The organism is Nicoliella sp. ESL1149 (assembly GCF_058107265.1).
Genome location: NZ_JBYLUE010000002.1, coordinates 1,153,369 through 1,175,400, shown reverse-complemented (window position 1 = coordinate 1,175,400; position 22,032 = coordinate 1,153,369). Strand labels below are relative to the sequence as shown.

The 22,032-nt window shown below is 33.7% G+C and carries 20 protein-coding genes and 1 other annotated feature; of the genes, 4 read left to right on the top strand and 16 right to left on the bottom strand.

The window, feature by feature from the left end; genetic code table 11:
- Nucleotides 1–134: 134 nt before the first annotated feature.
- From recA to ezrA, 16 genes are all read right to left on the bottom strand, one after another.
- Nucleotides 135–1,205 (bottom strand): recombinase RecA, encoded by a 1,071-nt coding sequence (gene recA, locus AC3B6G_RS05680; RefSeq protein ID WP_489849430.1) that lies wholly within the window; start codon nt 1,203–1,205, stop codon nt 135–137.
- A 90-nt stretch (nt 1,206–1,295) separates the two neighbouring features.
- Nucleotides 1,296–1,766 carry a CinA family protein gene (locus AC3B6G_RS05675; protein WP_489849429.1) on the bottom strand — a complete coding sequence of 157 codons (471 nt, stop codon included), beginning with the start codon at nt 1,764–1,766 and terminating at the stop codon, nt 1,296–1,298.
- Nucleotides 1,767–1,804: 38 nt separating this feature from the next.
- Complete coding sequence (pgsA, locus tag AC3B6G_RS05670; protein WP_489849428.1) at nt 1,805–2,383, bottom strand: CDP-diacylglycerol--glycerol-3-phosphate 3-phosphatidyltransferase; 579 nt, start codon at nt 2,381–2,383, stop codon at nt 1,805–1,807.
- A gap of 70 nt (nt 2,384–2,453) precedes the next feature.
- The gene (locus tag AC3B6G_RS05665) at nt 2,454–3,362 is read right to left on the bottom strand and encodes a helix-turn-helix domain-containing protein (RefSeq protein WP_489849427.1); all 909 of its coding nucleotides are present in this window, start codon (nt 3,360–3,362) and stop codon (nt 2,454–2,456) included.
- Nucleotides 3,363–3,463: 101 nt separating this feature from the next.
- Complete coding sequence (gene yfmH / locus AC3B6G_RS05660; RefSeq protein ID WP_489849426.1) at nt 3,464–4,744, bottom strand: EF-P 5-aminopentanol modification-associated protein YfmH; 1,281 nt, start codon at nt 4,742–4,744, stop codon at nt 3,464–3,466.
- Between the two features lie 4 nt (nt 4,745–4,748).
- Nucleotides 4,749–5,999, bottom strand: coding sequence for an EF-P 5-aminopentanol modification-associated protein YfmF (gene yfmF, locus AC3B6G_RS05655; RefSeq protein ID WP_489849425.1), 1,251 nt, complete (start codon nt 5,997–5,999; stop codon nt 4,749–4,751).
- Nucleotides 6,000–6,075: 76 nt separating this feature from the next.
- Nucleotides 6,076–6,882, bottom strand: a complete 807-nt coding sequence (minD, locus tag AC3B6G_RS05650) for a septum site-determining protein MinD (RefSeq protein ID WP_489849424.1) — start codon at nt 6,880–6,882, stop codon at nt 6,076–6,078.
- Nucleotides 6,875–7,549 carry a septum site-determining protein MinC gene (locus AC3B6G_RS05645; RefSeq protein WP_489849423.1) on the bottom strand — a complete coding sequence of 225 codons (675 nt, stop codon included), beginning with the start codon at nt 7,547–7,549 and terminating at the stop codon, nt 6,875–6,877. The genes minD and AC3B6G_RS05645 overlap by 8 nt, the downstream gene beginning before the upstream one ends.
- Before the next feature lie 16 nt (nt 7,550–7,565).
- Nucleotides 7,566–8,075, bottom strand: coding sequence for a rod shape-determining protein MreD (gene mreD, locus AC3B6G_RS05640; RefSeq protein WP_489849422.1), 510 nt, complete (start codon nt 8,073–8,075; stop codon nt 7,566–7,568).
- 12 nt (nt 8,076–8,087) lie between these two features.
- A complete protein-coding gene (gene mreC, locus AC3B6G_RS05635) occupies nt 8,088–8,936 on the bottom strand; it encodes a rod shape-determining protein MreC (protein ID WP_489849421.1) in 849 nt (282 codons plus the stop codon).
- 61 nt (nt 8,937–8,997) lie between these two features.
- Entirely contained in the window at nt 8,998–10,002 is a 1,005-nt protein-coding gene (locus tag AC3B6G_RS05630) for a rod shape-determining protein (RefSeq protein WP_489849420.1), read from the bottom strand.
- Nucleotides 10,003–10,088: 86 nt separating this feature from the next.
- Nucleotides 10,089–11,390, bottom strand: coding sequence for a bifunctional folylpolyglutamate synthase/dihydrofolate synthase (locus AC3B6G_RS05625; protein WP_489849419.1), 1,302 nt, complete (start codon nt 11,388–11,390; stop codon nt 10,089–10,091).
- Between the two features lie 49 nt (nt 11,391–11,439).
- Nucleotides 11,440–14,103 carry a valine--tRNA ligase gene (locus AC3B6G_RS05620; RefSeq protein ID WP_489849418.1) on the bottom strand — a complete coding sequence of 888 codons (2,664 nt, stop codon included), beginning with the start codon at nt 14,101–14,103 and terminating at the stop codon, nt 11,440–11,442.
- Nucleotides 14,104–14,152: 49 nt separating this feature from the next.
- Nucleotides 14,153–14,359, bottom strand: a binding site (T-box leader).
- Nucleotides 14,360–14,418: 59 nt separating this feature from the next.
- The gene (gene thiI / locus AC3B6G_RS05615) at nt 14,419–15,636 is read right to left on the bottom strand and encodes a tRNA uracil 4-sulfurtransferase ThiI (protein WP_489849417.1); all 1,218 of its coding nucleotides are present in this window, start codon (nt 15,634–15,636) and stop codon (nt 14,419–14,421) included.
- 12 nt (nt 15,637–15,648) lie between these two features.
- Complete coding sequence (locus tag AC3B6G_RS05610) at nt 15,649–16,794, bottom strand: cysteine desulfurase family protein (RefSeq protein ID WP_489849416.1); 1,146 nt, start codon at nt 16,792–16,794, stop codon at nt 15,649–15,651.
- 98 nt (nt 16,795–16,892) lie between these two features.
- Complete coding sequence (gene ezrA, locus AC3B6G_RS05605) at nt 16,893–18,593, bottom strand: septation ring formation regulator EzrA (RefSeq protein WP_489849415.1); 1,701 nt, start codon at nt 18,591–18,593, stop codon at nt 16,893–16,895.
- Nucleotides 18,594–18,751: 158 nt separating this feature from the next.
- On the opposite strand from ezrA, the gene AC3B6G_RS05600 reads away from it, so the two are divergent.
- From AC3B6G_RS05600 to AC3B6G_RS05585, 4 genes are all read left to right on the top strand, one after another.
- Nucleotides 18,752–19,225: a GAF domain-containing protein gene (locus AC3B6G_RS05600; RefSeq protein WP_489849414.1), complete on the top strand. Its 474-nt coding sequence runs from the start codon at nt 18,752–18,754 to the stop codon at nt 19,223–19,225.
- Between the two features lie 182 nt (nt 19,226–19,407).
- Nucleotides 19,408–20,016: a 30S ribosomal protein S4 gene (gene rpsD, locus AC3B6G_RS05595; protein ID WP_489849413.1), complete on the top strand. Its 609-nt coding sequence runs from the start codon at nt 19,408–19,410 to the stop codon at nt 20,014–20,016.
- A 99-nt stretch (nt 20,017–20,115) separates the two neighbouring features.
- Complete coding sequence (locus tag AC3B6G_RS05590; protein ID WP_489849412.1) at nt 20,116–20,586, top strand: YueI family protein; 471 nt, start codon at nt 20,116–20,118, stop codon at nt 20,584–20,586.
- A 13-nt stretch (nt 20,587–20,599) separates the two neighbouring features.
- Nucleotides 20,600–21,883 carry a replication-associated recombination protein A gene (locus AC3B6G_RS05585; RefSeq protein WP_489849411.1) on the top strand — a complete coding sequence of 428 codons (1,284 nt, stop codon included), beginning with the start codon at nt 20,600–20,602 and terminating at the stop codon, nt 21,881–21,883.
- The last annotated feature ends 149 nt before the right edge of the window (nt 21,884–22,032 follow it).

The following is a 22,032-nucleotide window of genomic DNA, read 5'->3' as shown; positions in this document are numbered from 1 at the left end:
GTTTAAATCAAATTAATGTTATTTTAATTACTAACACATTACTATATTTTAAGTTTAACTGGTAGCAGTGTCAACTCAAAGTATCTTAGATAAAAATTTAAATAATAAAAAAGTGCACTGATTAGCACACTTTCTTATTTTTTAGGTTTACTTTCTTTTGGAGAAGTTGTCTTTTTATCATCTTTAGTTGCTTTATCTTCTTCAGTTTCTGCAGCACCAGTCATTCCATATGCTTTCCGAACTTTGTTATAAACCTCATCAGCAACATCAGGATGATCTTCTAGATACTTCTTAGCATTCTCTCTTCCTTGACCAATTCGATCATTTCCGTATGAATACCAAGAACCAGCCTTATCAATAATGTCTTCATCAGCCGCCATATCAACCAATTCACCCATTTTTGAAACTCCAGTTCCGTACATAATATCTACTTCAGTTCGTTTGAAAGGAGGTGCAACCTTATTCTTAGCAACTTTAATCTTAGCTTTACTACCAATAATGTTAGTACCATCCTTAATTTGTTCACCACGTCTGATTTCTAATCTAATCGTAGAATAGAACTTCAAAGCACGTCCACCAGGTGTAGTTTCTGGGCTACCAAACATAACCCCAACTTTTTCACGAATTTGATTAATGAAGATTGCAATTGTGTTAGTTTTATTAATTGATCCTGATAATTTTCGTAATGCTTGTGACATTAAACGAGCTTGAAGACCAACATGGGAATCTCCCATTTCACCTTCAATTTCAGCTCTTGGTACCAAAGCGGCAACTGAATCAACAACAACAATGTCAACAGCACCACTAGAAATTAAGGCATCAGTAATTTGTAACCCTTGTTCCCCAGTATCCGGTTGGGAAAGAAGCATATCATCAATATTAACCCCTAAATTGGTTGCGTACTCAGGGTCTAAAGCATTTTCAGCATCAATATATGCTGCTGTTCCACCCTGCTTTTGGACTTCAGCTACTGCTTCAAGTGCCATCGTCGTCTTCCCTGAACTTTCAGGTCCATAAATTTCAACAATTCTTCCACGTGGATAACCACCCACACCTAAAGCATTATCTAATTTTAATGAACCTGATGATACAGTTGAAATTCTTGTATCTCCACGATCACCCATTCGCATAATGGAGCCTTTTCCAAATTCTTTTTCGATACTCTTTAAAGCGTTATTTAACGCTGCTTTTCGTTCATCAGCCAATTTATAATTCCTCCTTTATCATTGACAGTTACTCTCTATACTATACTAAGCAAAAATTAAAAAAGCAAGCAAAATCGAACAAAAGTTCGCTTATTTTATTTTTTCTGCAATCAACTGATAAGCTTGTTGAACACATTGACTTCGGACTGCATTTCGATCACCTTCAAAATGGTACAAATGAGCAACCGTTTCTTGATCCTTAAATGATATTCCAATCCACACCGTTCCAGCAGGATGACCTTCAAGTGAATCTGGTCCAGCGGCTCCGGTAAAAGATATCCCAATATCAGCATGATAAATTCTTCTAGCGTTATCGGCCATTGACTCAGAAACCGAACTAGAAACGACCCCATCTTGCTCAATATATTTATCAGGAACCCCTAAAACATCATGTTTAGCTTCATTAGAATAAGTTACAAGTCCACCAGCTAATATCTTAGAAACCCCAGGCACATCACCTAAACTAGCTAAAAACTTTCCTGCTGTTAAACTTTCTGCCGCGGTGATTGAAATGTTTTTTTGAATTAATTTATTCACGACGTCAAATTTTAAATCTTTCATTCTTCAAGCTCCTCAATATATAAATACGTAAATTATTTTTAATTAAATGAATCTTTAAAAACATCTTTACTATTGATAAAGTATTCCACACCAGAATAAACGGTAAAGAATAAACAAACATATAGTAAGATACTGCCAATTCTTAAACCTGGTAACAAAAAGTTATTTAACAATAATAAAATAATGGCAAACATCTGAGAAGCCGTCTTAATTTTACCTGGCCATGCCGCTGCAATGACCTCTCCATCATTCTCAACAACAATCAATCTCAATCCAGTAACAGCAAGTTCACGACAAACAATGATTGCGGCAACCCAACTGGGAACTAAACCCATCGATACTAAAATAATAAATGCTGTCATTACAAGCATTTTATCAGCTAATGGGTCAGCAAATTTTCCAAAATTAGTTACTAAGTGCTCTCTCCTGGCAATCTGACCATCCAAAAAATCTGTAATTGAAGCTCCAGCAAAGACAAGCATTGCAATTAATTGATTCCAAGGAATAAAAGTCCCCAACCAAGTAAAACCACCCCAATTCAAGGGTAATACTAATAACAAAATAAAAATTGGAATTAAACAGATTCTCATAATCGTTAATTTGTTTGGTAAATTCATTTCAATTTCTCCTAACTAAAATAAGAAAAGCTCGACTAAATTATTAGCCCAGCCCTTCTATTACTATCTTTTATTTAATTTTTAAAGTAACCGTCTTTTGTGAAACACTCTTAGTTACAGGAATAGTCTTTCCATTAACCTTAACAACCGTCTTGATTGCATTTCCCATGCTAATATCAACAGTCTTAGTCCCACTCTTTAATTTAACAACCTGCCTACCATTAGAGGCAGAAACTGATTGTTGTTGACCGTTATCTTCAGTAACTCCGAACCAAGCACCGTCTAATGATAACTTGTTGCTACTCTTGTCAGATTTAACTTGGTAAGTTTCGTTGCCGTTTTCAGTTCCTAATTTCTTAACTGTAGTTCCGCTAGTAGTGGTTTTAGCAGGTTTATCAGAACTCTTCGCTTTCTTACTTGTCTTCTTTGATGAACTTGAAGAACTACTTGATTCTGATTTATTCTTTTTATTGCTAGAAACACTAACTGAACTACTTTGATGAATATTAGTTTGACTGCTATTTTGATGGTTCTTAGCTGCTGCTACCCAAATTACAATAATAACAACCAATACCACCAATGAAATAGCTGCAACTGGAATATAACGACGAATTTGTTGGTAACGATCGTCAACCTTACGTTGTGCACTTCTTGAGGCAATCTTATCTTCACTAACATCATTAACATATTCAGGATTGTTGGTGTCAGGTAAATCATTATCATAATGCTTTAATAACTCACTACCGTTCAATGATACGGCATCAGCATATTGTTTAACGAATGCCCGAACATAGAAATCTCCAGGTAACGCATCAAATTTACCCTCTTCAATCGCAATTAAATAACGCTTTTGAATCTTAGTTCGTTTTTGTAAATCATCAATAGTGTATCCCTTGGCTACACGAGCGTCATGTAATTGTTTCCCAATTTCATTAACGTCTTTTTTGTTTGTTTTATTTTGATTATCTTCATTAGCCATTTTATCAATTCCCCAATTACTTTTTTATGTTTAGTTTGTTCATAAATAATCACAAATATAATAATATCATATTTAACCGTTAAAATTAAAGTCCACAAACTTTATTTAATAATATTAAAAGTCATATTTTCTTCTTTAAAAATTTTCTTAGCCATTGATATTAAATCTGTCAATTCAATTGTATTGACCAATTCAATTTCATCATACATATTACAATATTGATTATACTCATCACCAATTCGAATTGTAAGTTGTTCTAGAGAGTCCAATGCCATTATTTTCTTTCCAATCCACTCTCTTTTGATCAATTGCAATTCATTGTGTTTATTTTTTAGTTCATTTTGAGCATTCAATAACGTATCCTTAACTTTTTTAATAAATTCATCAGGATGATCAGTATCTGAAGCAATAAATATAAAGTGAAATTCACGTTCATTTTCACATTCCCAACCGAAAGAATCATCTATTAATTCTTGTTTATACATTTCGGAATTAACCCTTGAATGATCAGAAATCAAAATTTCAACCAACATATTCATAATCAATTCGTTCTTTAAATTAGTTAATCCACTTCCCATGTCACTCAATCCCTTGATGCCAATGGAAGCTTTAGACTGAGATAACTTGAAGTTACTAACTTCAGAAGGAATCGTTCGTTCTTGAGAAGCTTGATCAAAAATAGTAGTTCCTTTTTTTAAATACTTAAAATGTTTCTTAGCTTGGTTATCAGAAACAATTTTCAAGATATTCTCAGGATCAACATCTCCAGAAACAACTAATTTCATATTTGAAGGAACATAAAAATTATTGTAAGCAGCAAATAAATCGTCGACGGTGATTTTACAAATTGAATCAACAGTTCCTGCAACATCCTGATTCAATGGGAAATCAGGATATAAATTTTGAACCGTTTTATTATATAATTGGGTTTCTGGATCATCGTTATACATTTTAACTTCTTGTTCGATGATTCCCTTCTCACGATCAACTTTTTCTTGACTAAAAAAAGGAATTTGAACAAAGTCCAACAATGTGTTTAGATTTTCTTTTAAATGATCCATCAACTCAATAACATATGACGTGTTCGTGAAGCTTGTAAATGCATTAGAATTAGCTCCGTAATGATCAAACACATCATCAACATCATAACCATCCTTATCAAACATCTTATGCTCTAAGAAATGAGCTACTCCTGATGGTAAGATGATTTTTTTATTTGATACCGATGAAATGAAGGTATTATCGATCGAACCATAATCAACACTTAAACTGATAAATGTTTTTTTGAACTCTGGTTTAGTATTTATAAATAATTTTAAACCGTTGTCTAAAGTATCGTAAAAAACAGAATCTCCTAACTTGGGATAATCTTTTTGTTTCATAAATTTATTCCCCCATCAAAGTGAATTGTGCTTTTAAATCTAATAAATTAGCAATTTTTATAATATCAGCTTTTTTAACCTGATTTAATTTAGCACACCACTCTTCATCTGACAAATCACGATGTACAATAACGTGATCTAACTTCTCTAAAGTTAATTGATGTGAACTATCTTGGAGAGAAATCTTAGCCCTTATAATTTGCTTCTTGATTCGATCAAGATTTTGTTCACTGAAATCACCCTTTTGAATATCTGCTACCTGTTTAAAAATTAATTCTATAGCTTGACAATATTGAGATTGATTAACCCCAGCTTGAATATATAGTAATCCCTTAAATGATTCATAAATACTATCAGCATAATAAGCAAGGTGATTCTTTTCTCTAACATTTTTAAATAATTTAGATTGTGACGATCCACCCAACAAAGCATTAAGTAAAATTGCAGCAAAGAACCTTGCATCATCGTAATAAATTGGGAATTGATATGCGAGACTTATTTTTGTTTGTTGAATTTGTTGATATTCTATTTTTTTAATCATTTTATGTTCAACTGGTGGCACCTTAACTGAAAATGATGGTAACGTTCGATTTACAAAAGGCCATTTTTGAACTTGTTGTTGAATAATATCTGCATCAGCATTGCCTAAAACAATAATTTCAACGTCAGATCCTCGAATTAAATCTTGATATGTTTGATAGACATCTTCAGCAGAAGCTGTTTTTACTTCTTCAATCGTTCCTGCATCCCCAGAAGATAAATTTTTATTATCTTTATAGTATAATTTTTTCAACTGTTGGGTTACATAAGTTTCTTTATCATCAAGAATAGACTCTAGATATCTAATTAAATTAATTTTTTGTAAGTCTAAAGTATCTTGATCAATTTTTCGATTTTTGGCAAGAGGTGAAAATAAAACACTCTTCAAGAATTCAAGACCCATCACTAATGATGAATTATTCATTAAAACATTGCTGCTTGGTAACGTCAAAGTCAATCTCAAAATACTTAAATTTCCATATCTAAATATATCACTATCAAAATCCGCACCATTCATCCATGCTAAATGGTTTGCAATTGCTTGTTGATCTGGAAAATCAGCATTAGCATTTTCCATCATTCTAGCTACTAAAGCTCTTTTTGCACTTACTTTGTAGTCAAAAGAATTAATTAAATTAACCATTACCGTTGTTGTTTTAAATTTTTTAGTTGAAAAAAATCTTAATTTAACACCATTTGCTATTTGCAAGTTCACTTAATCGCCACTTTCTTTAATTAAATAAAAAGCTCCTCTCAAATTTTGAAAGGAACTTTATTTTTAAATCACTAGATTATTTTTTGAAAAAAAACTTACCAAGTTTTTGCCAGAAAGAAACTTGTTCCTCTTTTTGATAGTTCATCAGCGGAACAGTTTGTCCTTCCAATCTTCTAGCAATATTTCGATATCCTTTAGAAGCTTCATCGTCTGGATTTAAAACAATTGGTTCTCCTCGATTAGAAGTGGTAATCACATTCTCATCATCAAAAACGATGCCAAGTAAATCAATCCCTAAGTGGTGGGTGATTTCATCTACATCCATCGTATCATTATCTTCCATTAAACTAGGGCGAATCCGATTAATAATCAATTTTGGCGTTTCTTTAAGTGGATGTTGTGCTAACAATCCAATCACTCTATCTGCATCACGAACTGAAGAAATTTCGGGTGTAACAACAATAATTGCTTCTTGCGCTCCAGAAATTGCATTCATAAAACCTTGTTCAATTCCAGCGGGACAATCTAAAATTACATAATCAAAGTCGTTCGTTAATTCACCAACGATTTTTTTAGATTGTTCTGGATTCATAGCTGTTTTATCAGTATTTTGGGCAGCAGGAAGTAAATATAATTGACCATCAAAACGTTTATCTTTAACTAACGCTTGTTGGAGGGTCGCTCTTTCGTTTACAACATCAATAATGTCATACATAATCCGATTATCGAGGCCTAAAATAACATCTAAATTACGTAGCCCAATATCGAGGTCCACTAAACATACTTTCTTTCCCATCAAAGCTAATGCAACACCAATGTTAGCACTCGAAGTTGTTTTACCAACCCCACCTTTACCTGAAGTAACAACGATTGCCTTACCCATTATTAACTCCTCCAATTCGATTTAAAAATTTCGGATTAATTTCTTTTAGGTGTTTCAAATGACTATAACTTAACACATGTAATTCATTAATATATACCAATGAATCAGAATTATTTTTTAACTTACGATCAGCAACAATATCAAACTGTTCACCAATTCGTAATTGTTGAGCATTACTAATGTCACCAATGATCATCGCCGATTCGGAACTTGGAAAGCCAGCGTGGATAATTCCGTTAACCGTCCCCATGTTAAAAACATTGCCATCAGTAATTAAACAACCACCTTCATGAACAACGCCTAAAAAAAGAACATCTCCAGTCATTCGTTTATCCTGACCATTTCTAATCACATCATAACTTAAATTAACTTTATTGTGGTCTAAGATTTGATTAATTTTAGAATTGGCAGTCACATCACTAATAAAACGATTAATATTAAAATTATCAAATTGATCAAAAATAGCTCTGATTTTATTTTTATTTGCTACCGATAATAATAGATTTCCTGTTAATAGATCAAATTTTAAATTTTCTCCTTTAACATCCTCTCGTTCAATCTGACGTAATAACGTTCTAATTGAATTACAAACCTCATTAAAATCAGCTGTAGCTTGAATACTAAATTCATAACCATTTTTTGTACCTTTTAAAGAAACAGTTTTCACCGCAGTCGCCTCCTAACTAATTATCAAGATAATGATCATATAGCTTTTGAACTGGTAAATAAAAAATCATATAAACGACTAAATTCAAAAGTAATGTTGGCCACAAAACGCCAATCAAAAAACTACTAATTGGAATATTAGCAAATGAAACGAAACGACTTGCGACATAATAAAGACTCATATAAATCGTAATATCTATAAAGTAAATTAGAAAACCATTCAAAAAACTTAAAGATAAATATTTAAAAAGTCTTTCACTAACATAAACAATTAATGGCAAAACGAATAAGAATACCCCTAAAATACCATAATAATAAGTATCAATTACAGCTCCAATTCCAAATGCAAACCAGCCTAAATGCATGTTCATCTCACGTTTAAATAAAACTGCATAAACTAACCATAACATTGTGAATGTTGGAATCATCGAATGAATCGTAAAGAAATTAGCAAAAATACCATCCGCACAAAAACTAATGTATAGTCCTAAAGGAAATAACCATCTTAATGAGGAATTTCTTAACATGCAAATTCCCCCTTAGTTTTTGCCTGCAACAGTAACAAATTCAATATCATTAAAACTAGTTGCAGGTTTAATATAAATTTTGGAAGAAAGTCCATAGTCATCAGAAGTAACTTTTTTAACAGTTCCAACGAATAAGCCCTTCGGAGTCACTCCACCAAGACCACTAGTTAGTACCTTCGTACCATCTTTGATTGTCGCTTTATTATTAATATTACCCATTTCAATCAAATTACTATTCGAATTATAGCCAGTGATGATTCCATTAATCAGTTTTCCGTTTTTAGAATTTAACTGAACTGCAAATCGGTTAGTAGCAGCATTATTATTCGTTAATAATTCCACTTTACTATTTGTCCGATTAACTTCAGAAATTCGGCCACTAAGCCCTTTGTCTACCAAAACAGACATGTTCTTCTTAACACCATCATTTGCACCCTTATTAATGATCAACTGATTTTGCCATGAAGAAGGAGTCCTGGATATAACAGTCGCATTAATGGATTGATAGTTAGTTAAAGATTGGTTCAACTTTAATTGACTCTTTAATTTATTATTTTCAGCTTGTAAAGTTTGATTTCTCACTTGAGTAGCTGTAATTTGATTAACTTTTTGTTTTAATTCTTGGTTTTCTTGATAAGTATTTAATAATCCGTGAATTGATCCGATTCCATTCACAAAAGAATTAGCTGGGATTGAAACAATTCGATCAGCGAAACCAATCACATCATTTCCAAATTGTTGGATTAAAGGTGGTGTCGAACGACGATTTCGAACAGCAACAGAGAAAGTCATAAAACCAACACTAAAAATCAAACAAATTACAACGATAACTAATTTCCGGTTAGAAAAAAGTTTATGCATATTTATCCTCCATTCAAATCGGATATTAAAAAACGAGAAGAAGTATCTTCCCGCCCCTTAATTATTTTCTCTTCATGACGTCGATACTCTTTAATGATTCACCAGTACCGATTGCAACACAATCTAATGGATCCTTAGCAACAGAAACTGGAACTTGGGTTGCATCTGAAATAACAGTATCAATACTGTGTAGTAATGCTCCACCACCAGTTAAAACAATCCCATGATCAATTACATCAGCAGCAATTTCTGGAGAAGTTTCTTCTAAAGTTTCCTTTACAGCACCAATAATTTCTTGAATTGGTTCGTTAATTGCATTAGCAATATCTTCAGCAGATACTTCAACTGATTTTGGCAATCCAGTTAAAAGATAACGACCACGAATGGTAGTTCCTTCCATCTTCTTAGCTTCTTCAATCGAAGCAGAACCAATATCCCATTTTAATTTTTCAGCAGTTCGATCCCCAATTAGGAGGTTGTAATGCTTACGAACATAAGTAGCAATTGCTTCATTTAATTTATCACCAGCAACTCTTACTGAACGACTAGAAACAATTCCACCAAGAGAAATTGTAGCAACATCGGTAGTACCACCACCAATATCAACAACCATGCTACCTGTTGGATCCATAACTGGTAATCCAGCCCCAATTGCAGCAGCAAATGGTTCTTCAATCACATATGCATCACGAGCACCTGCAACACGACTTGCATCAATTACCGCACGCTTTTCAACGCCGGTAATTCCACTAGGAACACAAACCATCACATATGGTTTCCCAGTAGTATGACCAATTGTTTTTCCAATGTAATACTTTAACATTGCAACAGTTGTATCATAATCAGCAATAACACCATTCTTCATTGGGCGAATTGCCTTAATACTAGCTGGAGTCCGGCCAATCATTTCACGAGCATCTTGACCAACAGCCACGATTTCGCCCGTTTTAATATTTTTAGCAACCACGGAAGGTTCTCTAAGGACAATGCCTTTACCTTCAACGTACACAATGGTGTTGGCGGTTCCTAAATCAATTCCAATGTTTTTAGTTCCAATTCCAAACACTTTACTTTCATCCCTTCAACAATTATATCTTTAATTTTTTACTTAGATTTATCAATATTAAGTATATCATATATTAAGTCCAAATTTTATATTTCAAATAATTTTCGTACGTCTGATACAAAATATAATGATCCGGCCATAATTAAAACATCCTCATCTGACATTCGACTAACAGTAAATTGAAATGCCCGCTTCCATTCGGGAATAAACAGGATCTTATGTTTTGAAGGTGTTTTACCTGCAACTGTGCTTAAATCAGCAACAGTTCGATTATTTGGGCCGCTGAATCCTGTTAATATTAAATGAACATTAGGCAAATCGGTTAGAGTATCAATCATTGACTGATACTGTTTATCTACTAATATTGCTAGTATAATATAAACTTCTTGATTATAGAAATACTTTTTAATGTTCTTTCTTAATTCTTTAAAAGCAGGCAAATTATGAGCTCCATCTAAAATTACTAATGGAGAAGAATTGACTTCCTCAAATCGTCCTGGCCACTGGGTCGTTTCAATCCCCTGTTTTAATTGCTTATTCGTCGGGATCAAATCAATTTTATTACAAAATTGATGAAAAGCTTCAAGAGCAACAGCAGCGTTTTGCAATTGAAACAATCCCATTAGTTTAGTTTTAACTTTTTTTAATCTTAATTTCTTATCAATAAAGTCGAAACTTTCACCCCACCCATTTATTGGTAATGGTTTCACTTCATAATCTTTTTCCCATTTTATCATGGGAGCATGATTATTTTGGGCTGTCTTTTCAATAACCGTTAATGGAGATGCTTCAATTTTTCCAGTAACTACAGGAACATTCAGTTTTATAATCCCAGCTTTTTTTTCGGCAATTTCAGTCAAGGTATTACCTAGCATTTGCATGTGATCTAACCCGATGGTTGTAATCACTGATACCTCAGGAATAATGACATTAGTCGAATCATCACTTCCACCAATTCCGACTTCTAAAATAACTATATCAACCGGATGCTTATAAAAATATAAGAACATCATTGCTGTAACCAATTCGAATTCAGTTATTCCATCATTTAACTCTTGGTCTAACTTTTCAACGAATGGTTTAATACTACTTACTAAATCAACAATCGTTTGATCATCGACCATAACCCCATTAAAACGAATTCGTTCATTGAACTTCTCAATAAAAGGTGATGTATAAGTTCCAACGTCTAATCCAGATGCTAAGCATAGATGAGTTAAATAAGCACAAACTGAGCCCTTCCCATTAGTTCCAGCAACATGAATATAATGACTCCTGTTCTGAGGATCCCCCAAAAGATGAAGCAACGCTTTCATTCGATCAAGAGTTGCCTTCCGATGAGAACGAGGTCGTCCATGAATATACTCTAAAGCCATTTCATAATCCAAAAGTTACAACCTCCTAAAAATACCGGATACCAAAGTATCCGGTATTTTATTATTGTTCATTCTTTAAAGTAGCTAAACGCGATTCTGAAGCAGCTAACTTAGACTTATTATCAGCTAACTTTTCTTTTTCGGAATTAATAACTTCAGCAGGTGCATTTTTAACAAATCCTTGGTTTCCAAGCTTCTTTTCAGCTCTTTGAACTTCAGATTTAAATGTATCAATTTCTTTTTGAAGTCGTTTAATTTCTTCATCCACATCAACTAATTCAGTTAATGGGACACTAATTTCAGCATCAGTCATAATTCCTGTCATAGCAAGTTTAGGAACATCAACGTTTGCTCCAATTGATAATGTCTTAGGATGACAGAAGCGATCAATGTAATCTTGATTATTTTCAAAAATCTGTTTCAATTCGCTATTATCAGTTTTAACTAAGATATCAATCGCTGTCGACATTTTAGCGTTCGCTTCTGAACGAATATTTCTAACTGTTCGAATCAATTCAATCAAGCTATCCATATCATGTTCAGACTTATCGTCATTGAATTCTGGATGATCAACAGGATACTTAGCAACAACTAATGATTCTCCTTCGTGAGGCATAGTTAACCAAATTTTTTCAGTTACAAATGGCATAATTGGTTGAAGGAGACGAAGTGTTTGATCAAGAACATAGGCTAAAATATTTCTAGTATTGTTCTTAGCTTCTTCGTCATCACCAGTTAATGTTTCCTTACTCATTTCAATATACCAACTACAGAAGTCATTCCAAATGAAATCATATAATGCTCGGCCAGCTTCACCAAAGTTATACTTTTCAAATTGATCATCAACGTGGTTAACTAATTTATTCAACTTACTTAAAATCCAACGATCAGCTAAATTCCATTCATTAGCATCAGGTAATTGAGGAGTTCCCTCCATGTCACCTAAATTCATGATAACGTAACGACTAGCATTCCAAATCTTGTTAATGAAGTTCCAAGCAGACTCAATCTTCGCATAACTAAAACGAATATCTTGACCAGCAGTAGAACCATTTGATAAGAACCAACGTAATGAGTCAGCACCATACTTATCAATAACATCCATTGGGTCGATACCATTACCAAGAGACTTACTCATCTTTCGTCCTTGTTCATCCCGGATTAAACCGTGAAGTAAAACGTCTTTAAATGGACGTTTTCCAGTAAACTCAAGACTTTGGAAGATCATTCTGGATACCCAGAAGAAGATAATATCATAACCAGTAACTAAAGTATTAGTTGGGAAGTAACGTTTATAGTCAGGGGAATCCGTATCAGGCCACCCCATCGTTGAAAATGGCCATAAAGCAGATGAGAACCATGTATCTAATACATCTGGATCTTGAACCCAGTTCTCAGCATCTTTAGGCGCTTCTTCACCAACGTAAGTTTCACCAGTTTGTTTATTGTACCAAGCTGGAATTTGATGTCCCCACCATAATTGACGTGAAATAACCCAATCATGAACATTATCCATCCATTGTTCAAAGGTATGTTCAAATCGTTCTGGGACGAAGTTAACCCGATCATCGGTCTTTTGGTTCTTTAACGCTTGTTCAGCAAGTGGTTTCATCTTAACGAACCATTGAGTAGATAAACGAGATTCTACTTGAACTCCGGTTCTTTCAGAATGACCAACGGAGTGAACAATTGGATCGACCTTTAGCATGTATCCTTCATCTTCAAGGTCTTTCGTCATTGCTTTACGAGCATCAAAACGATCCATACCCTTATATTTACCAGCATTTTCATTCATACTAGCATCTTCGTTCATGGTGTTGATTCGTTTCAAATCATGACGGTTTCCAACTAAAAAGTCATTAGGATCATGAGCTGGAGTAATCTTAACCATCCCAGTTCCAAAATCCTTATCAACATATTGATCAGCAATAATTGGAATTTCACGACCAACTAAAGGAACTTTTACAGTCTTACCAACGATTTTTTTGTATCGTTCGTCAGATGGATTAACAGCAACAGCAACATCCCCAAACATTGTTTCAGGACGAGTAGTTGCGATTTCAATGTAATCTTTACCATTAAAGGTAGTTCCATCAGTAAATGGATACTTAACGTGATAAAAAGCACCCTTGTCATCCTTATGGATAACTTCGATATCAGATAAAGCTGTTCGTGCTTTTGGATCCCAGTTAATGATGTATTGGCCCCGATAAATTAAACCTTTTTGGTATAATTTAACGAACACTTTCCGAACTGCCTTGGATAATCCATCATCAAGCGTGAATCTTTCACGACTATAATCAAGTGATAAACCAAGCTTCGACCATTGTTTTTTAATGGTTGCAGCATAATCATCTTTCCATTCCCAAACTTTTTCAATGAATTTCTTCCGTCCTAAATCATAACGAGTAATTCCTTGTTTATTTAGTTTGGCTTCAACTTTGGCTTGGGTAGCGATTCCAGCATGATCCATCCCTGGTAACCATAGCGTATCATAACCCTTCATCCGTTTTTGACGAATCAACATATCTTGAAGCGTAGTGTCCCAAGCATGTCCTAAATGCAACTTACCAGTAACATTAGGAGGTGGGATAACGATAGAGTACGGTTTTGCTTTTTTGTCACCACTTGGTTTAAAAACATCTTCATCTAACCAAGTTTGGTAACGACCATTTTCAACATCGGTATGATCATATTTCGTGGACATATCAATTTTTTTAGTCATGTTTGTCACCTCATTATAGATTTTTAAATGTAAAAAGCACTCCGCCCTAATATAGGACGAAGTGCTCGCGGTACCACCTAAATTGAACTATTGCTAGTTCCTCTTAAGAGCAATAACGGCGCTACCGATAATTCTTACGTTATTTTCAGAATTATAGTTCACAAGTTACTTCCCAGTCCCACTTGGTTATCTTCACAACACTCGATAACTCTCTGAACAAATGATAACTGGTACTAATCTTGATCAATACATTTAATTAATTATCTTATATCATAATCAATTTTATTTTAATCGTCAATGATATATTTTAAAAATTTAAAGTAATTCAGAAAAAACATCTTGTTCTGGGTTAAGATACTCATCCCCAGGTTTAATGTTAGAAATTTTAATCCCATCAATTGCTGCTTTCATTAATCCATCAACGTCAATTCGTTTTTCGTATTCACGCGACTTTTCCAAATTTGGTTTTGTTTTTGGAGCAGGTGGGGTAAAAACAGTACAGCAATCTTCAAATGGTAAGATTGAAAGATCGTAAGTATCAATTTGACGGGCAATTTTAATGATTTCTGTTTTATCCATTGATAGTAACGGACGAAGAACGGGTAAAGTAGTAACATCATTGATCGCCATCATACTTTCCAACGTTTGGGACGCAACCTGTCCTAATGATTCACCAGTGAAGACTCCTTTACAATTTCTTTGAAGCGTAATTGCAGCCGCAAGTCTTAACATCATTCGACGTTGAATCGTCATCAAATAACCCTCAGGAACCTTTTCTTTAATTTCTTCTTGAATCTTAGTAAAAGGAACCTCAATAAATTGGATATTTCCACCGAACTTTGCTACACGAGCCGTTAACTCTTTCGCCTTAGCTAAAGCTTGTTGACTAGTATATGGTGGACTGAAGAAATGAATCATATCCACTTGAACACCACGTTTCATCGCCATGTAGGTTGCAACTGGAGAATCAATTCCTCCAGAAAGCATCATTGTTGCACGACCACCGGTTCCAACTGGTAATCCACCAATTCCCTTGATGGTTTCACTTGACAAAAAGATTCCATTCATCCGCACTTCACAGCGAATCTCAATATCTGGATTCTTCATTTGAACTTTAATCCCATCAACATTTTCAAAAATGTAACTACCTAAGGCATTATTAACACCATAAGTATCTAGAGGAAATTCCTTATCTTGACGAACAGTATGAATTTTAAATGTTTTCCCTGGTTCATATTGTTCTTGCACCATTTTCAATGCGGTCTTCTTTGCCTCTTGGATATCAGAAGGTAACTTAATTGAAGGTGATAACGTTTCAATTCCAAAAACTTTTTTTAAACTCTCAATCGCCTTATTATAATCTTCACCATTAAGTTCAACATGTAACCGATCTCGCTGGGGGTTCACATGAGCCTTCGGTAAATCATGTAATACATGACGAATGTTTTTACCAAGTTGTTGAATGAATGTTTTTCGATTTTTTCCCTTGGTAGATAATTCACCATAACGCACCATAATTTCGGTGTACTGCATTCTTTTCACTCCTTAACTTAATTTATCAAATTGTTCATATAATTGATCAAAAACTTGATTAAATTTTTCAGCTTCTTCAACAGTATTATGTTCATCTAAAGAAACTCGAACTGCACTGCCACAAGTATCCGAATCAACGTTCATTGATGTTAATGTTGTTGAAGGTACGTGTTCCTTTGAGGAACAAGCACTTGTAGTTGAGATGTAGATTCCATGACTCTCAAAAGCATGAACGATTGTTTCCCCACGAACCCCTTTAATTGCAAAACATAAAATGTGAGGTGCAAAATGGGCATTCACTGGTGAAAAGACTGTCACTTTTTCAAATTGTTGAATATGATTTAAAATCGTTTCCTTAACTTTCAATTGGTTAGCGTCTTTTTGTTTTTCATTATCCAATAGAATCCGCAAAGCTTTAGCCATTCCAGCAATCGAAGGTAAATTTTCGGTCCCACTTCGTTGGTTCTTTTCTTGACCACCACCAGTCATTAGTGGTGAAATTTGACGTCCGCGGCGCTTATAAAGTAAACCAATTCCGCGTGTGGCGTGAAACTTATGCCCAGAAAGAGAAACAAAGTCAACTCGATCATTAAAAATCTTATCTTGAATTCCCTTTCCAATTCCTTGGACCGCATCGATATGATAATGAATTTTAGGATACTTCTTTAAAAGCTCGGCAACTTCATCAATTGGTTGAATCGCACCAATTTCGTTGTTAACGGCCATAATCGAAACTAAAATTGTATCCGGGCGAATTGCATTTTTTAAATCAGTTACAGAAATCCGTCCCTCTTTATCAACTGGTAAATAGGTAACATCACAGCCTAATTGCTTCATTTGTTCTACAGAATTATGAATTGCAGGATGTTCAACAGCCGTCGTTATAATGTGTTTACCAAATTTTCTTTTAGCTAACACCGTTCCCTTAACGACCCAATTATCACTTTCAGTCCCACCACTTGTAAAGTAAATTTCATCAGGATGAACATTTAATAAATCCGCAATCTGTTTTCGTGATTGTTCAAGCAAATGATCAGCTTGTTCTCCAAAGTTATGAAGACTAGAAGGATTTCCCCAAAAGTTTTCACTTACTTTGTTGTAAGTATCTAATACTGATGAGTCAACTTTTGTTGTAGCACTATTATCAAAATAAATCATTTCTAAACCTCTTAAATAAAATCTATGTCGTAATAATCAATCTCATTCATTATAACAGAAAAGAATCGAATCCGTTAATAGATTCGATTCTTTTATAATTAATGATTATTAGAATGATAGGCATTTGAAATTCTTTGTAGTGCACCAGGTTCAACTTTTTCTAGTGCTGTTGATATAACCGATAAGCTCTGAGCATAATCATAGTCTTCGCTAAATAATTTCATTGCTTTACTACTTGCTAATTCAATTTGTGGATTTGTCATCCGATAACGGTTAGAATACTGAATAACTTCCTCTGCTAAAATGGCATTGTCAACCAACGAATTAGTTTCCTCATTTAATTTATCAATATCACGCTGAATGATTTCTAGTTGCTTGTTAATATCATCCATACTAATTTTTTCTTGATTCATACTCTTGAATAATTTAGTAATTTCAGTATCAACTTGGTCGTAGTTATCCAAATAATTATCAGAAATCCCTGGTAAATTTAAATTTTCAATTTGACGATTCATTCCATGAAGCATTAAATCATACTTTTGAATCGTTATCCTAGCTTCTTCTTCTTCCTTCGTTAGATCAGAAACTGAATCATTTATTTTTCGTTGTTCCGCTTCAATCTGGCTCAAATCACGTTTAGCTTTTTCTTGATGCGTTTTCACGATCGAATAAACCGCTTCTTTATCTTTGATCATTGTCAAATCTTTTTGATTTGTGCTATCAATCATTTTGATCTGTTCTTTTAACTGACGAGCATCTTCCATCTCATGGTGATTAAGATTATAGTTCTGACTCAATTGTGTTAATTCTTCATCCAAAGCATCATTTTGATTTAACGCGTGCTTAATGTACGCATTAACAATATTAGTGTTTTCTTCAACCGTTTTTTTGGAATTAAGCTCTAATTCCATTTCATCATATAATTGTTCAATCATCATATTAACTTGATGATTACCATTACGAGCCTTATCTAAATCAAGGATCTTCAATAAATCTAAACTTTTATTGATCTGTTTTTGAATGTATTTAATATTATTATCAAAGTTATCATCGGGAAAATTATATCCGTTACTGAGCATTTCAGCATGCCCTTTTTTAATTTCATTAACTTGATTTACAAATTCTTTTGTAAAGTTTTTATATAAGGGTGGAATTTCTTCAATTAAACGACTCAGTAATGACGTTTTATCATTCAAGTCAACTAAAATATTGTCAGCAGTTTCGTGATCGCCAGCTTTAACGGTTTTAGCGAATTTATTAAGTAGTTTTTCATCCTGACTTAAAGTAATATCAAGTTTTTGACTTGCATCACCATATAAATAATTCTTAGCAAGTAAGGTCTTCTTCATCGACTTATATTTTTCTTTTAAATTCTCAACTGCTTTTTTTTGTTGTTGACTTTGATCATGAAGTTGCTCCAATTCTTTTTTAATTGTAACAACTTGATTCCCCGTTTCATTAACAACAGCAGCAAGAATTTTATTATTATGATTCGTTTTAAAAACATTTAAGCTACGAACGTCTTTTTTAATTGACTCTATCCGTGATTGGATTTCTTCAAAATTTTGTTTTTTAATGTCATCATACTCTTTTCGACAACTTTGAAATTGCTTTAATGATTCTCCGGTAAGGCTTAATTTTGAAGCATGTTCCAAATCTTTACTAATCTGAATTTCTTTTATCTTATTAAAACTAGCTCCAATTTGATTAGTTTTTTTTAGTATGTATCTTTGATACAATGTCGTTACTAAATAAAATAAACCTATTATTATTATAATGCTGACAAGAACTTCTGTCATTTGATGATCCCAACCTTTGAACTCTAATTTTATTATTTTCACTAAATTAATAATATGTAAGGATTAAGATAAAGCCACATATTTAAACATGTTATTGTTAAAATTATATCATAAGATAGTTATTGCCGCATAAACAATTTAAGAAATCAGGTGTAAAAATGACTAATGAAATTTTAATTAAGCAATTAAATGCTCTCATTAAAGAAGAACAAGACCCCCTTGCTAATTTAGCTAATGCTTCTGCATTAATTATGCAAACTCTTCCCGATTTAAACTGGGCCGGTTTTTACAGATACTTACTTCAAAAAGATGAACTTATTTTAGGTCCATTTCAAGGAAAAGTTGCTTGTGTCCACATAAAAAACGGTAATGGCGTTTGTGGACATGCATTAAAAAGCAAATCAACCCAAAGAATTGCTGATGTCCATACAGTGAAAGATCATATTGCCTGTGATAGTGATAGTCAATCAGAATTAGTAGTCCCTCTTATTCATACTGATGGGAGCATTGGTGGCGTATTAGATTTAGACTCACCATTAAAAAACAGATTTAGTGAACAAGACCAGAAATTATTGGAAGATTTTGCTAAAAACCTTATGAAAAATCTTGACAAGCCTTTAAATAGTAGGTAAGATGAAGCTTGTGTAAAATAATGCAGCGACATACGGTAAGCTCGTCAACATATTGATGCGTTTTGATAAGTGAAATTAGTAACCCTTCTGCTGTAGGGGTGAAAGTTACAAAGCAATATGCACGAATACTAAGTATGTAAAACGATTATTTTACTCCAAACAATTAATTGGAGGAATTTTTAATGTCAAGATATACAGGTCCAAGTTGGAGAATCTCTCGTCGTTTAGGTATTTCTTTATCAGGTACTGGTAAAGAATTAGAACGTCGTCCATACGCTCCAGGTGTTCATGGTCAAGGTCGTCGTTCAAAGCTTTCAGAATATGGTACTCAATTACGTGAAAAGCAAAAATTACGTTACATGTATGGTATGACTGAACGTCAATTCTCTAACTTATTCGATCGTGCCGGTAAGATCAAAGAAGGTCGTCACGGTGATAACTTTGTTGGTTTACTAGAACGTCGTTTAGACAATGTTGTTTACCGTTTAGGTTTAGCAACTACTCGTCGTCAAGCACGTCAATTAGTTAACCATGGCCACATTACTGTTGATGGTAAGCGTGTTGATATTCCATCTTATGAAGTAAAGATTGGTCAAGTTATTGGTGTTCGTGAAAAATCCAAAGACTTACAAATTATTAAAGATGCCGTTGAAGCTGTTGTTGGTCGTCCAGCATACGTTAGTTTCAATGCTGATAAGCTTGAAGGTACTTTAGATCGTCTTCCTCAACCAGATGAAATGAGTGCAGACATCGATACTTCCCTTATCGTTGAATACTACAACAAACTTTAATAAATCAATTAAAGTTTACTTTAAAAGGTGTTTCGCTTTTGCGAAGCATCTTTTTTGTTATATTATTAAACTATAAAACTAAAGTGAGGTTAATAGACTATGAGTGATAATAATGGATCAGTAAATGATCGTTTAGAACAATCAAATTATGGAACTCCTAAAATAAATCCCGATGAACAACGAAAATATTTAGGAACTTTTAGGGAACGAGTTTCTTTTGCTATTAAAATTAAAGATTTAAATAACCCTAAGGCAATTGACGCTTTTAAACAAGAAGTTAGCAAGAATCCTGGATTACAATTAATTACTAATGGACAAGTTAATCAAGACCTACTTGGTCCTTATATGCAAATTGCAAATCAAAATAATATTCAATTTACAATTAAAACCGATTCATTTTACAGGGATGATCCTGAAAGTTATGGGGTTGTTTATGCTGCTAAACAATCGATCAATCAATCCCCGATTGATTGGGATCAAAAATACAGTAACTTAGCCCAATCTAATCCTTCAAATCAAAAAAATAAGCAGAAATCATCATTCCTAACAAAATTAAAAAAATTATTTTAAAGAAGGTGTTTAAATGCATTCGCCTTTAGCATATCGAATGCGACCTAAAAAACTAGAAGATGTTGTTGGCCAATCAGAATTAATTGGTCCTGGAAAGATTATTAATAGAATGGTTAAGGCTAAAAGACTATCTTCAATGATTTTATATGGTCCCCCTGGTACCGGTAAAACTAGTATTGCTAGAGCCATCGCTGGTTCTACAAAATATGCATTTAGAAAATTAAATGCTGCGACTGATTCAAAAAAAGATTTACAAATTGTTGCCGAAGAAGGCAAAATGAGTGGTACCGTTGTCCTATTACTAGATGAAATTCATCGCCTAGATAAAACTAAACAAGACTTCTTGTTACCGCTTGTTGAAAGTGGTCAAATTATTTTAATTGGGGCCACAACGGAAAATCCGTATATTAATATCAGTCCTGCAATTAGAAGTCGGACCCAAATCTTTCAGGTCCATCCCCTATCACCTAATGATATTAAAATTGCCATTGAAAGAGCAATTCATGATAAAAAGGAAGGGCTGGGTAACTTAAACTTAAGTATCGATGATGACGCAATGCATCTCCTATGTAATGGAACTAACGGTGATCTGAGAAGTGCCCTAAATGCTTTAGAGTTAGCGGCTCTTTCAGCCGATAATCAAAATAGCATTCATATTACATTAAAAGATATGGAAGATTGTATGCAAAAACAATCTCTTGATGCTGATAAAAATGGTGACAATCATTATGATGTTATGTCTGCTTTTCAAAAATCAATTCGCGGATCAGACACAAATGCGGCCCTTCACTATGCAGCTCGTCTAATAGAGGCTGGTGATTTAGTTTCATTAACTCGGCGCTTGATCGTAATCGCATATGAAGATATTGGAATGGCTAATCCAAGCGTTTGTGCTAGAACGGTTGAAGCCGTCACTGCCGCCGATAGATTAGGATTACCAGAAGCACGCATTCCTATCGCGGACGTTATTATCGAATTATGTATTTCACCAAAATCAAACTCTGGAATGTTAGCAATCGATGCCGCACTTAGTGACATCAAGAATAATCATTATGGCCCAATTCCAGATCACTTAAAGGATGCTCATTATAGTGGTGCTCATAAGTTAGGTCACGGAAATGATTACAAATATCCTCATGATTATCCTAATGATTGGACACCCCAACAATATTTACCAGATGCTATTCGAGATGCTCAATATTATCATCCTAAAACAAATGGTAGATACGAAACAGCTTTTGGGTCCCAATATGAGCGAATTCAAAAAGCTCAAAAACAAGGAAGGAAAAAGAAATGATTTTAAACATCCTATTAGCTTTATTCAGTTTATTTTTAATCATAATTGGATTCTATCTTATGAAACACCAAAAAATTAACTTTTTATTTTTTAAGCCCGAAACTGATGCACTCCAATCAAGTATTTTTAAAAAATTTGGTGTTCTATTT